The 13331-nt window shown below is 42.6% G+C and carries 14 protein-coding genes; 2 read left to right on the forward strand and 12 right to left on the reverse strand.

Annotation, left to right across the window (positions count from 1 at the left end; all coding sequences use genetic code 11):
• Window positions 1-151: 151 nt before the first annotated feature.
• The 5 genes from D8791_RS08660 to ruvB form a co-directional block, all read right to left on the reverse strand.
• Complete coding sequence (locus D8791_RS08660; RefSeq protein WP_125447350.1) at window positions 152-1966, reverse strand: acyltransferase family protein; 1815 nt, start codon at window positions 1964-1966, stop codon at window positions 152-154.
• Entirely contained in the window at window positions 1956-2369 is a 414-nt protein-coding gene (locus D8791_RS08665) for an MORN repeat-containing protein (protein ID WP_125447351.1), read from the reverse strand. The genes D8791_RS08660 and D8791_RS08665 overlap by 11 nt, the downstream gene beginning before the upstream one ends.
• A gap of 3 nt (window positions 2370-2372) precedes the next feature.
• Window positions 2373-2795 carry a low molecular weight protein-tyrosine-phosphatase gene (locus D8791_RS08670; RefSeq protein ID WP_125447353.1) on the reverse strand — a complete coding sequence of 141 codons (423 nt, stop codon included), beginning with the start codon at window positions 2793-2795 and terminating at the stop codon, window positions 2373-2375.
• Window positions 2796-2956: 161 nt separating this feature from the next.
• Window positions 2957-3532 carry a nucleotidyltransferase family protein gene (locus D8791_RS08675; protein WP_125447355.1) on the reverse strand — a complete coding sequence of 192 codons (576 nt, stop codon included), beginning with the start codon at window positions 3530-3532 and terminating at the stop codon, window positions 2957-2959.
• Window positions 3529-4527 carry a Holliday junction branch migration DNA helicase RuvB gene (gene ruvB / locus D8791_RS08680; protein ID WP_125447357.1) on the reverse strand — a complete coding sequence of 333 codons (999 nt, stop codon included), beginning with the start codon at window positions 4525-4527 and terminating at the stop codon, window positions 3529-3531. The genes D8791_RS08675 and ruvB overlap by 4 nt, the downstream gene beginning before the upstream one ends.
• A 348-nt stretch (window positions 4528-4875) precedes the next feature.
• Between ruvB and D8791_RS08685 the strand changes: the two genes are divergently transcribed.
• Entirely contained in the window at window positions 4876-5139 is a 264-nt protein-coding gene (locus D8791_RS08685; protein ID WP_181951260.1) for a YiaA/YiaB family inner membrane protein, read from the forward strand.
• 100 nt (window positions 5140-5239) lie between these two features.
• On the opposite strand, the gene D8791_RS08690 is transcribed toward D8791_RS08685, so the two are convergent.
• From D8791_RS08690 to D8791_RS08725, 7 genes are all read right to left on the reverse strand, one after another.
• The gene (locus D8791_RS08690) at window positions 5240-6277 is read right to left on the reverse strand and encodes an aldose epimerase family protein (protein ID WP_125447358.1); all 1038 of its coding nucleotides are present in this window, start codon (window positions 6275-6277) and stop codon (window positions 5240-5242) included.
• Between the two features lie 304 nt (window positions 6278-6581).
• A complete protein-coding gene (locus D8791_RS08700; RefSeq protein ID WP_125447360.1) occupies window positions 6582-7745 on the reverse strand; it encodes an SIS domain-containing protein in 1164 nt (387 codons plus the stop codon).
• Window positions 7746-7852: 107 nt separating this feature from the next.
• The gene (locus tag D8791_RS08705) at window positions 7853-8257 is read right to left on the reverse strand and encodes a PTS sugar transporter subunit IIA (protein WP_048763128.1); all 405 of its coding nucleotides are present in this window, start codon (window positions 8255-8257) and stop codon (window positions 7853-7855) included.
• An 11-nt stretch (window positions 8258-8268) separates the two neighbouring features.
• Complete coding sequence (locus D8791_RS08710; protein WP_125371663.1) at window positions 8269-9087, reverse strand: PTS system mannose/fructose/sorbose family transporter subunit IID; 819 nt, start codon at window positions 9085-9087, stop codon at window positions 8269-8271.
• The gene (locus tag D8791_RS08715; protein ID WP_045498332.1) at window positions 9074-9988 is read right to left on the reverse strand and encodes a PTS mannose/fructose/sorbose/N-acetylgalactosamine transporter subunit IIC; all 915 of its coding nucleotides are present in this window, start codon (window positions 9986-9988) and stop codon (window positions 9074-9076) included. The genes D8791_RS08710 and D8791_RS08715 overlap by 14 nt, the downstream gene beginning before the upstream one ends.
• Window positions 9989-10014: 26 nt before the next feature.
• A complete protein-coding gene (locus D8791_RS08720; protein ID WP_045498334.1) occupies window positions 10015-10491 on the reverse strand; it encodes a PTS sugar transporter subunit IIB in 477 nt (158 codons plus the stop codon).
• Entirely contained in the window at window positions 10488-12275 is a 1788-nt protein-coding gene (locus D8791_RS08725; RefSeq protein ID WP_125447362.1) for a glycoside hydrolase family 35 protein, read from the reverse strand. Before D8791_RS08725 ends, D8791_RS08720 begins: the two co-directional genes overlap by 4 nt.
• A 140-nt stretch (window positions 12276-12415) precedes the next feature.
• Between D8791_RS08725 and agaR the strand changes: the two genes are divergently transcribed.
• A complete protein-coding gene (gene agaR, locus D8791_RS08730) occupies window positions 12416-13132 on the forward strand; it encodes a transcriptional regulator AgaR (RefSeq protein ID WP_005591344.1) in 717 nt (238 codons plus the stop codon).
• The last annotated feature ends 199 nt before the right edge of the window (window positions 13133-13331 follow it).

A 13331-nucleotide genomic window follows, 5' to 3' on the forward strand; every position in this document is an offset into this window, starting at 1 on the left:
TTTTTATGGATTATTTTTAAACACTGATATTTCAGGCTTTTTTACTAAATTCTATATCTATTCTCAAAAATTTCACATACTTTTCTCTAAAAATGTGTTAGCGCTTTCTTTTTTGTTATAAAATGAGCTCGGCTAAATAACCGAGCTAGTTTTATGGCTTAACACTGCCACTTGAAGCGGCAGCCAAAGCTTCTTTTATCATGTTAGAGTAGAGTTTACCTCCCTCTGCCATAGACTCTGAATCTGCCCCATAATGGACATAGTCTGTTCCAATCCAAATCTGCGGATTATTAATCGCTACCTGATACCAGTCTGCTACATATACAAAGTCGTATTTCTTAGCAAGTTCAAGTTCGTATTGTCGCATCTTAACAGGAATACTACTTGGATCATTGGCTGTCCGGCCATCATATGGCGTGACTAAAATCAAGCGATGGCCTTTTGGCAAGAGCTCGATATACTGATCCAGCAATTCTTCATAATTGTCAACCGGATTGGTTCCCAATGCCAAAACGACGTTTTGAAGCAGTGTTTGGCTAGCAATATCGTTCTTGAAAAATTCCAAACCAGACACTAAATTACGGCTAACCACTGCATCGACTTGAGCGTCAGGTATAGCCTCTTGGATCCATTCAGCAGAGCGCAAAGTAACCGAATCACCGATAACAGTCGTTCCCTCTGCCACGTTATAATTTGTGGCAGTTTTTTGGTCTGCGTGCTTACGGGTTGTCTGCATTTTCGTATCGGATTGGTTCAAAGAATTGACAATCAGGCTTTCCTCAAAGGCACCCACAGACGGAGCTGTGACTGTGATAATAAGCAAGATAAATGTCAGCGGAATGAAACTGTAGAAAATCGGCTTGGTGATGGAGCTTAAATCCATCTCCTTGCCAAAAATCCGAGGCTTCCGTCCAGCTAAAGTCGGCTCTAAGATATAGAAGGAAAGAGCCGCGAAACCAAAACTCAAGATTGTAGTCAAAAGCACAGCCCAACTATTGCTCATCAACTGAGTAAAAATAATATAGAAAGGCCAATGGAAGAGGTAAACACCATAGCTAGTATCTGCAATAAAGTTGAGAGGACTAGGCTCCTTAATATTTGGCAATTTATCGTGCAAGATGCGGGTTGCTGCTATCATGACACAAGCCAGAAGCGTTGAAATCAAGAAACCAAATAAATAAGTCCACAGGCTGTCAAATTTCAAAATAAAGCTGAGCAAAAGAAGAAGAACAAAACTGCCAGCTAAAGCGATCAAGACTTGCTTGATTTCGACCTTTTCTTCCAGTTTCTTCATCTGAACGCCCACATTTCCAACTCCAGAGAAAGTCGCTAGCACTGTCCCAGCAAAGAAAGGAAAGACATGGGTCAAACTTGAGAAATAAATATTGGAGTAATTCTTGCTGAAAAAGGCTCCGATAAACATAGCCAAGAAACTGAACAGAAACAGAGCAATTGAAGTCAGAGAAATCAGCCCCCGATACTGAGCAACTGACTTGCTAATCTTGCTAATTCCCCAAGCAGCCAGGCCCCAGAGGATATAGTAATGCACTTCCAGTGCCAAACTCCAAGTGTGAATCAGCAAATGCGGTACAAACTGGCTTTCATAACTGCCACCCGACATCATTTCATAAAAATTGGTCACAAAGCCCAGAGCAGCTGCAATCTGCGTCCCAATACCTGCTACAAAATCCCGACGAATCAATAAAGTAAAGGGCATGATGATCAAAATCATAAAAACGAGCGGAGGAACGATACGATAAAAGCGCCGTTTCAGAAAGCCCATAATATCAATCGTCCGACTTCTTGTAAACTCATCAATCAATAATGAAGTAATCAAAAATCCTGAAAAAGTGAAAAAGATATCCACTCCAATAAAACCTCCAGGAAAAACTCCCTGAAAGTAATGATAGAGTAACACCAAGACCAGTCCAGTAATCCGAACCAGTGAAAACCATCTAATGCGCATTTTGATAAATTCCTTGCTTGAACGTTCCTTCATAGACAACATTACTTTCTGTCGTCAGTTTGCCTTTACCATTGGCTTGACCGTTGGCAAATTCACCTTCATAATTCCAACCAGCCTTCGATGTAAAAGTACCCTTACCATCAAAAGTACCATTTTTGAAATGCCCTTTATAGCTATCCCCATTTTTAAAAGTCAGGGTACCTTCGCCATTCATTTTTCCGTGAACTAGACTGCCTTCATATTTTATTTTACCTTGATCCAATGTTAGTGCACCCTTACTAGGGATATTGGAGGTAAACACTAAAATTGCTGACAAGGCAATCACAGTCACAGCTAAGATTTCTAGATTCTGACGGGTCAGATAGATTTTATATTTATCGTAAAATTCTTTTATTTTATCCATTTTTCATCCATTTAAGCGTTCTAGCCACTTGTGGCAACCAGCCAAAATCAGGTCATAAGTCTCATCGAAATCACCTGTGTACCAAGGATCCGGCACACCGAGATCAGCAAACTGGTAGATTTTATCCTGAAAATCCACTGGCGCCATTTTCTTCAAATCTCGAATATTAGCTTCATCCATGCCAATGATATAGTCAAATTCTGCAAAATCTTGCGCTGAAATCTGCTGAGAACTTTTTCTCTTATCATAAGAAATCGCATGTTTCTTAAAAATAGCCTGTGTCCCCTGATGTATAGGGTTGCCATGTTCCCAACTAGACGTCGCTCGACTCTCAATGTGTATATCATCAGTCAGACTTTTCATAACAAACTCTGCCATCGGACTACGGCAGATATTTCCTAAACAAACAAATACAATTTTCTTCATAAATCTATTATACCAGAATAAAAAGAAAACTGTGGAGCTTTCTTGATTATTCTGTGACAGCGGAAGCGGACTCTGACAAACAGCTAATTATACCGACTTACATAAGAGTGCAGATCATTGAGGCGGTAATCCACTCAATCTAACTTACACCAGATTAAACTTTACTTTTCTTCAGAAAGAGTTTCAAAACTTAATTGTGGCCATTTAGCCTGCCAGTTTTTCTTGCGAATTCTTTGCATATAAAGCTTCTTTCGCTCCGCATCCACCAAAAAATGCGGTGTTGGTCGCACCTGAAATGCTCGAATATCTGCCAAACCATAGGGCGCAAAGAGCTCTAGCTTGTCATCTTCCAGCAATCGCAGACCGATAGCCGTGCAGCACTCAGGATACTTGCTCATAGCATCTTTCGAGCTAGTATAAGGCTGGCTATTGGGACTATGAATATGCATATAGACTTGATTTTTCAGCTCCCAAGAATATGCGGGAAAAGCTTTTCTCAACTCCATCTCCAGCTGCAAAATTTTCTCATAAGACACAGTTGGATCAAAGAATATGACATCCACATCCGTTTCGGTATCAAAGCCTGGCTTGCCAGACAAGATATTCCAGATAAAATTTCTGACACTGCCCGCAGCCAGCCAAGAATCCTCTAGCTGCAGACTGCGGATCATCTCCAAAATTGCTCGAATATCCTGATCCTGACCCAGTCTCCCTAAAATCTCCTGATCGGTCATCATTCCTTCATATACTCATATCCTAGATGCTCATAGGCTTTACGAGTCGCCACGCGCCCAGTCCGAGTCCGCATGACAAAGCCCTTCTGAATCAGGTAAGGCTCATACATGTCCTCCACCGTTTCACGCTCCTCAGCAATATTGACTGAAAGTGTCCCCAGTCCGACTGGACCACCCCCATAAACTTCAATCATGGTTCGTAGGATTTTCTGATCTACATAGTCCAGCCCTTCTCGGTCCACGTCCAGCATGGATAAGGCCTTGTCTGTGATCTGAGCATCGACCAGGCCATCCCCCATAATCTGAGCGTAGTCCCGCACCCGCTTGAGCAGACGATTGGCAATCCGCGGCGTGCCCCGGCTACGTAAAGCCAGCTCTCGAGCAGCCTCGTGGGTAATATCCATTTCAAAAATCTCTGCCGTCCGCTCGACGATTTCCGTCAGGTCGCTGGCTTCATAATACTCCATGTGACCAGTAATCCCAAAGCGAGCCCGCAGAGGATTAGACAGCATGCCCGCCCGAGTGGTCGCTCCAATCAGCGTGAAAGGCGGCAATTCCAGATGGACGCTGCGACTGGTTTCACCAGTCCCAATCATAATGTCAATGTAAAAGTCCTCCATGGCGCTGTACAGCACTTCCTCTACTGCCATGGGCAAACGGTGAATCTCATCGATAAAGAGGACATCACCTGGCTCCAAATCATTTAAAATCGCAACCAAATCACCAGCCTTTTCAATGACCGGACCAGAAGTCTGCTTGATATTCACACCGAGTTCGTTGGCGATGACGAAGGCCATGGTCGTCTTTCCTAGACCCGGAGGTCCAAAAAGCAAGGCATGATCCAAGGCCTCATCCCGCAATTTAGCCGCTTCGATAAAAATCTTCAGCTGATCCTTGACCTTATCCTGACCGATATATTCTCGTAAATACTGAGGACGAAGAGTACGTTCTACTAGCTCCTCATCCCCCATTAATTCATTATCTAAAATTCTACTCATAGGACTATTATAGCAAAAAATAGGGCAGAGGAAGCAATCCGACCCGCTTCTAAGCACAAAAAAAGCCACCGTATTTGGTGGCTCTTATGGGAGATTATTATGAAAAAGTTTTAGGATTTCTATCAAATAAAGTTAGGAGGTCTTCATTTGATGGTATTAGTATAACGTCCTTATCTTAAAGTTTACTTAAATAAACCATATTTTTAAAAAATAAAATACTTTTAAACATCTTACTAAGATGATACAAACTAATATGAATTGTTCAGTCTGATTAAAATAACCTCTATTTCATTGACTGCCGCAAAAACTCATGATACAATGAAAAAAATCGAAAAGGAGATTTTAGATATGAACAACCTTAAAAAGAAAACTTATCGGAATACACCAGCCTTTATGTTTATGGCTTGGGGCTCATTCGCCTTCTTTGTGACTCTTGTTCTCGTCGGCCTCTATACTTTGAAAGAGCCTTTGATGGTTAAAGGATACTATCTCATGGGTTCTGTCGGACTGATTTCTTCTTCATTCACTCTTGCAAAAGTCATCCGTGATAACCAAGAAGACGAAGAACGTTACAATCAGATCTTCCAACCACAAGACTTAGATAACCAATAAAATAAATAGTAAAAACGGCAGAGGGGGAATCTGCCGTTTTCTTGTATCTGAGGCTACTATCGCCATGTAAGATACACTTCAAATGAAGCAAGTTTGCTGTTTATTTCACTCCTGCGAAATAAACGGTGGTGCTGGTGAAAATGTGGCCAGCCTTGAGAATGACCTGATCCTTCAAGTCACTATGAATCGCATCAGGCAAGGCTTGTGCCTCCAATGCCAGACCATTATGCTGAATCATTGGCTGTCCATTGATGATGACTGACTCATCGACAAAATTTGCCGAATAAGTCACGACGCAAGGAGCATCCGTACGGAAAGTCAGATAGCGACCTGATGCCGGATCATAAAGGTAACCTGCCTCTTCCTGCTCTTTATCAAGAGCAAAGGGGTGATCCAGCCCTGACACGATCTGAATTTGCTCGTCCTGGTCAGCAAAAATTTCTTTCAATGCCAGACCTGTTTGCAGGCCTTTGACAAAGCTACGATTCGCATCCACTTCTTTTGCTGGCACGCCGTCAGGAGCAATCGGATACACCCCTTTGGTATGCAGCTGGAGGACATGCTGATCAATCGGCTGACTGAAATCACCTGACAGATTGAAATAGCTGTGGTTGGTCGGATTGACCAGACTATCCTGATCTGTCTGGACTTGATAGGAAATCTCAATCTCCCCTTTTTCTGTCAAAGAATAGGAAATCCAGATTTTCAAATTTCCAGGAAAGCCGCCCGTCCCGTCTGGGCGCTCTGTGTAAAATGTGACACCCTCGTTTGTGACTTCTTCTGTCTGGAAAATCACACTGTCCCAGCCAGTAGAGCCACTGTGGTTGCAATTCTGGCCATTATTGACTTCCAGCTGATAGGACTGCCCATTCAGCTCAAAGCTAGCCTTCGCAATCCGCCCCGCAACTGGTCCCACGCTAGCGCCATGCTTGGGACTATTGCCAACATAATCCTCAAAACGATCAAAGCCTAGAATAATATTGGCAAAATCACCATTTTTATCTGGCGTCCGATATTCTAAAATCGTTGCGCCATAGTTCATGACCTTGAAGCGATAGCCTAGCTTATTTTCAAAGGTGTAGGCTAAGACATCCTGTCCTTTAAAAGTACCAAAAATAGATTCTTGATAAGATTTCATACAATCTCCCTCTGTCTCGAGTCTGGGACAAAAGTCCTAGCCTCTCAATTGTCTTTGGATTGTCGAGCAAGACGCAGTGGTTGAGTGGGCTCTACTACGCTTACTTCATCAGCTTTTACAGCCCTACTCAACTGTGCGGAGGTGGGACGATGAAATCGAATTCTAACGAATTACCGATTTCTGTCCCACTCTCTTTCTTGACTTAGTCAAGGGACAAGGATGGAAGGCCATCCTTTTGATCTGAAAGTCTTTTTAATAACTAGCTTTCCCATGACTAATGTTTGACTTTTCCATATTCAGCTTTCTACTGCTGGAAAGGGTGGATGATAACTCCCTGAACGACCCGATTGACCGTACCTGTCGGAGACGGTGTATCTGGTCGATTGTTCACTTTCAAAGAAGTCAAGAGAGAGAAGAGCTGAGCATAGACGATGTAAGGGAAGGCTCGATAGCTATCTTCCAAGATATCACTTTCAAGAACCACTTGCTCAACATTTTCCAAGTCTTCTCTGTGCTCTGTAAAGAAGACCACCTTGCGAGCAATCTGATCTCCTGCCACTTCACGCACCAAATCCAAGTCGTAACGTTTGGTGTATGCATCCCTTGAGCCAAATACCAGCACAAGCGTTTCTTCGTTAATCAGAGATTTTGGTCCATGACGGAAACCAACTGGGCTTTCATACATAGTCGCAACCTTCCCCGCGGTCAACTCCAAAATTTTCAGCTGAGCTTCGTGCGCCAGACCAAAGAACGGCCCTGCTCCAAGATAAATGACCCGGTTAAAGTCTAATTCTGGCAAAGCCTGAACGTCAGCTACATCTGCCAAAACCTTTTGACTCAAGGCAATCAACTCAGCTACTCTTGCTTCTTTTTGAGCCAAATCTGCTGGGTCAAAAACCAAGAGAGCTGTCAGCATCATAGAGGTGAAGCTAGAAGTCATGGCAAAGCCAGCATCATTTGATGGAGCTGGTTGCAATAAGAGGAGATTCCTCTCATCGCCATGTGCCTGCTGAGCTAGTTTCCCCTCTGCAGCACAGGTAATGGTCACTTGATAAAGCTCATCAACCAACTGCTTGGCCAAGTCCACTGTCGCAACACTTTCTGGCGAATTGCCACTACGGGCAAAAGAAACGAGAACCGTTGGAATTTCCTTATGCAGATGTACCTTAGGACTCGCCACAATATCAGTCGTCGCAACCGAATTAAAATTCCATTTGCGCTCATCATAAAGCTTTCTGAAATATGGCAATAGCGTATCGCCCACATAAGCCGAAGTTCCCGCACCTGTAAAGATAACTTTTATATAATCATGCTTTTCTTCAATACCTTTTAGAAAAGCAGCGATTTGGTCAGCTTGAGCCTTGTAATGATTAAAAGCTGTCTGCCAAACATCTGGCTGTTGGTAGATTTCACGCGTGGTGATTTCCGCGCCCAATTCAACCAGTTTCTCTTTTGAATAATCTAGCATGGTAGTCCTTTCAAAATAAACATCGATATATTAGTTATTTGTCTTTAAAAGAGGGAATGGGAAAATTCCCCACTCCCCTTCATTTCTTTTTTCCTTAGAAAACAGTCCTACTCATCCTCATCATCTGATAAGCCTGCTAAAATATCATTGACTTTAACGATATTTTCGACTGCATTTTTCGGATAGTCAACATCAGCTCCTGTCAGAGAAGCATTGAGAAACTCAATCACCATCGGCAGATTCATGCCGGCGTACAAGTCAATATCCTTACCTTCTAAAATAAGGCGACTGACTACATTACATGGTGTGCCTCCCAAAAGATCTGCAAAGACAATATAGTCCTCAAAATCCTTGACTGTATCTAAAAACTTAGCTGTGAAATCATCTGGTCCCTCCTCCGGCAACAAGGCAACGGCATGAATATCCGCTTGAGGTCCCATAATCATCTCAGTGGTTGTTTTCAGCTCTTCACAAAAGCGACCATGACTAATCAAAATTAATTGTTTGCTCATAATTTACACCATTATGCCATTCCAAAGAAGAAGTGGCCAAACGCTGAGAAAGCAATCGCTGCAAGAATGATGAGCAAGATAGCTTTTGTAGAGTTCATACCCTTACGTCCAAGCAACCAGAAGATTACACCTGTGATGATAGCTGGTACCAAGCGTGGGAAGACCAAGTTAAGCATGTCTTGGATATCGATAGCTTTTTTCCCGATGTGTGGAGCCCAAGAAACTTCAACACCAATCATGCTGGCAATCAAGGCACCAACCATGAAGACACCAAGCACGGATGCAGCATCAATCAAAGCTGTCAAAGTACTTTGCATATTGTTGACAAGGTTAACCCCTTCTTTATAGGCAAATTCCAATTGTTTCCAACGGAAAATATCGTAAGCAACCGCAACAGCGATCCATAGGAAGATACCGGCTGGGTTTCCCGCAACAGCCAAAGTTGCAGCAATTGAACCCATAATAGCTGGCACCAATGATCCAAAGATTGAGTCTCCAAGAGGAGCGAATGGCCCCATGAGACCTGTCTTGATACCATTGACCGCATCTTTTGATTTCACACCATCTTTTTCTTCCAAAGCAAGGTCAAAACCAGTGATAATGGTGTGGAAGAATGGTGAAGTATTGAAGAATTGCGTATGCAATTTCATCATTTCTTTCAGTTCAGGTGTACCGTCTCCATACATTTTGCGCAATTGTGGCAAAATCATATAAAGGTAACCAGAAGCCTGCATACGCTCATAGTTCCAACCCAATTGGAAGGTAAACAAGCTACGTTTGTTAATCTGTTTAAAATCTTCTTTTGTTAGTTTGTAATTAGAATTCGTCATCTTCAATTTCCCCGCTTTCTGATTCAGTTACTGGAGCAGCTACGACTGTACGTTGGCTGTTTTTGAAGTGTTGTACTGCAAGGAAGACACCGATGATGGCGATACCAATCATAGATACACTCTTGAAGTTGTTAACAAAAGTAATAGCTTGTTCTTTTGGAAGTTTAGAGAACACTTCAGAACCAACAATGCTAGACACTGCAGCACCCAGGCTTTGAACATTACTGTAAAGTACTGTCAACATAGCTGTCAAGCCAAATCCAAGTGCCAAGTAGTGGAGGTTGCGTTTCACTGGAAGATAACGAAGCAAGATTGCAAATCCAAGACCTGGAAGCATTTGACCTGCAAGTTTCAAACCGTTTGCCAACCATTGTACATTACCGAGACCTGTAACAACAGTTTCTACAAAAGCTCCACCAAAGGCAAGGGCAAAGAAGACTGGGAGGGCACGAGAAAGAGCCCAAGGAATCGCACCAAGGAGATAGTTGCGTTCGATGCCTTTATAGTCAAAGCGTTCAATCGCAGCATCTACACGGTGAGCGAAGTAAGTTGTAGTCATACGACCAAGGATATCGAAATATGTCAACAAAGTTGCTACCGGCACAGCGATTGTAGCAATAGCAAGCTCTGGATCAAGCCCTTGTGCTACTGAGAAAGCAGTCGCAAGAACCGCACCAGAGGTAGCATCAATACGAGAAGCACCACCGAAGGTACCAACACCGAGTACCACCAATTGAAGGTTGGCACCAATCAATAAACCTGTAGGTAAATCTCCCATGATGAGACCTGTGATAAATCCAGCAAATACAGGTGAACCTGCTGAAGAAACGATCGTCAACTCATCGCAGATTTGATAAGCTGAGTACAGAGTGAGTAGTAAAATTTGCCACCATTGTATCATGACAATGACCTCCTAAAAATTTTTCCTTATTTTAACAAATTCATAAAATCCGCAACCGGATCATTTGGAACCATCTGAGCTGTCAGCTTCACTCCTTTTTCATGCAGCTTGTGGAAGGCTTCCACATCTGCATCTACCACATTGATAGAGCGAGTGATTGGACGAGTTTCGTCTGACTGAGACATATTGCCGACATTCAATGTTTCCAGTGGAACTCCAGCTTCTACCAAACGAAGGAAACGGTCTGGTTTACGAGCGACGATAAAGAGTCGTTGTGAGTCATACTTACCAGCCAAGATGTTTTCTGCTGCTTTAGCGATTGGCAAAATGCTGAGCTTCACTCCTGGCGGCGTTGCCAACTTGAGTCCGCTCTTTTCGATAGCATTTTCAGCTACCTCATCGTCAATCACCATAATGCGTGAAATGTTGAGCTTGGTAGTCCAGAGATTGGCTACCTGTCCATGGATCAAGCGTCCATCGATACGTGCACCTACTATTGTCATAAATTTTCCCCCTTTATTGTTTTAAATGTAGGTTGGTTAACTAGGTTAATTGATTCTTCATATTCCCCTTCCGTTTCAAAAATGATGATTCGGTTATGTCCTTCTTTCAGAAGGCTATGCGGAATATAAAGCGATAAGGTTGGCCCAACATTCCAGAAACGGCCGATGTTGACGCCATTTACAAAGGCAAGGCCCTTTCCAAAACCGGACAAGTCTAAATAAGTATCTTTAAGCGCTTTTATTTTAAAGTCAAAAGCGTAGAAAGCTGGTTGCTCTGGCTGCCATCCTTTTGAAAAATCAATGTTTTCTGTATTTTCAAAGGAAAGTGGATACTGCTGCCAATTCAGCAAGAAATGCAAATCCTTGCAAACGCCCGTCCGAATCCCTTTTCGCTGGGTATCTGCCAAGAACTTATGCCCGTAGTTGACCCGCCCCATGTTTTCCATCAGGATGTCAATACGGTGGGTGGCTTTCTTTTCTCCAGTAACAAAGATATCTTGACCAATCTCTGCTTGGTACTGGGTTGCCATAAGCTTGCCGTCCACAAAGAGCTGCATCCGGTCTCGCCCGTCAATCACCCGAATTTTTTCCTCATCCGCATCCCAGCTGGCTTCGGTACGGTAAAGTAAGTAGCCATAACTCTGTCCTAAATCCTCCATTTTGACAGGATAGAGACTCTCTACTGGCTGAGCCAAATCAGGCAATGCCTCAAATAAACTCACCTTCTCACTCAGAGCAATATCTCTCAGTTCAAAAGATTCTTTTGTGAGCGGTTTCATTTGTGGGTACTCAGGATAGTAGGTCTCCATCATTTTTTGCACTGCAAAATATTTCGGAGTTGGATTTCCCTGTTCATCGAGCAGGGCATCGTAATCATACGAAGTCACCTGTGGTAAATCCGTCACACCTCTGGCCGAGCAGCCATTCATGAAGCCAAAATTGGTACCGCCATGAAACATATAGAGGTTGATAGATCCTTGTTTTAGAACCTCATGGACAGCTTGAGCCAGTTCCTCAGGATCCCTTTTGATAATTGGCTCTTTCCAACGATTGAACCAACCATCCCAAAACTCCATACACATGAGCGGCCATTTTTTGCCATGCTCATCAAAGAATTCCTGCATCTGGGCAAAATTATAATCTGCCTTGGAGCCGAAATTTCCTGTAACAAATAAATCTTCCTCAATCAGCGTGCCGGCTCTCAGCGTCGCCCGCCAAGGACCATCCGATGTAAAGAGCGGACAATCAAGGCCTCGGTCCAACATCATCTGCCGAATCGCTCTCAGGTAATCTTTATCCTCCCCGTAAGAGCCATATTCATTTTCCACTTGCATCATGAGGATATTCCCGCCCTTGTCCAAGAGCCTTGGAACCAAGCGAGGAAGCAACTCATCATAGTAGTCTGCAACAGTCTGAAGATAAGGAGCATCAGAAGAACGGATTCTCATATCCTCGGTCAAGAGCCAGGCTGGTATGCCGCCAAATTCCCACTCCGCACAGATAAAAGGCGAAGGGCGAACGATGGCATACAATCCTAAATCTTGAGCAATCTGAAGAAACTTCTCAATATCTAAAATTCCCTGAAAGTCAAACTGGCCTTTCTTTGGCTCGTGCATGTTCCAAGGAACATAGGTCTCAACTGTATTGAAGCCTAGGGCTTTAAGATTGTAAAGCGAGTGATACCAGTCTTCCGGCTGAATCCGGAAATAGTGAATCGCTCCCGATAAAATCTTAAACTCCTGACCATCCAAGTAGAAAGAAGAGCCTATTTCAAATCTCTTCATCTCCCTATTCCTCCTAGATTTAAAACGCTTTCATTTCTTGATAATATTAATATAATAAACTTTTGCATAAATGTCAACATTTTTTTAAAAAATATGTTAAAATCAATATAGAGAGGGATAAAAAAAGAGAGGTGAGCACAATGGCTATTCCTAAATATCAACAAATCAAAGATGATTTGAAACAACAAATCATTTCTGGTAACTTTGAAAACGGTGATAGATTCTACACAGAAGCTGAGTTAATCAAGATGTTCAACGTTAGTTCCATCACCGTTGTCCGCGCTTTGAACGAACTTGCGAATGATGGCTACATCATCCGTCAGCAAGGAAAGGGAACGTTTGTTTCACGCGCAAGAAAACACAAGCGTGTGGAATTCTCTGATATCGAAACTTTCCCTATCCAAAAGGATAAGGTAACTGTTCTGTCCATCGAACGTGGAAATGAATTGAGAATCTTGGAAAAACTAGAACTAACACCGTCCCAGTTCTACTACAAGATTGACCGTATCAGAAGGACAGGCGATAAAGTCTATATCTATCACCAAACCTACATTCCTGAACAGTACATCAATCCAAACTATCCAGATTTGGACTACTACAGCTCGATCTACAATCGCTTCAAGACGGATTATCACATCCACATGAATGATGAGTATTTCGAAGAAACCAACGAAATCGTCTTTCCAACGCCAAAAGACATTGCCAAAACCTTAGAAATTGATCCAAACTTCCCAACTGTGCATCAAGTCAAGATCACAAAATTGGAAAATACCGGACAAATCCTAGAGTACAGCGAAACCTACAAGCGTGGCGATTTCTTCAAAATCAAATTTATTTCTTCTAGTCGCGATCATTAATCTGAAAAACGATGGTTCTCATGAGCTGTCGTTTTTCATTTCCTGACCAACTAGCCTATCTTTATTATAAACCTATCTATACCAATTTGCAAGACATTTAAACGATTTTTGTTTAATAAACATCAAAAAATGACATAAAATAAACAGTATCTTTTAATTTCGTATGTTTTTTTAGTATTATAGGACTGAAAACCAACAA

Origin of the sequence: Streptococcus cristatus (genome assembly GCF_003943515.1) — a bacterium.
Taxonomy (GTDB): Bacteria; Bacillota; Bacilli; order Lactobacillales; family Streptococcaceae; genus Streptococcus; species Streptococcus cristatus_D.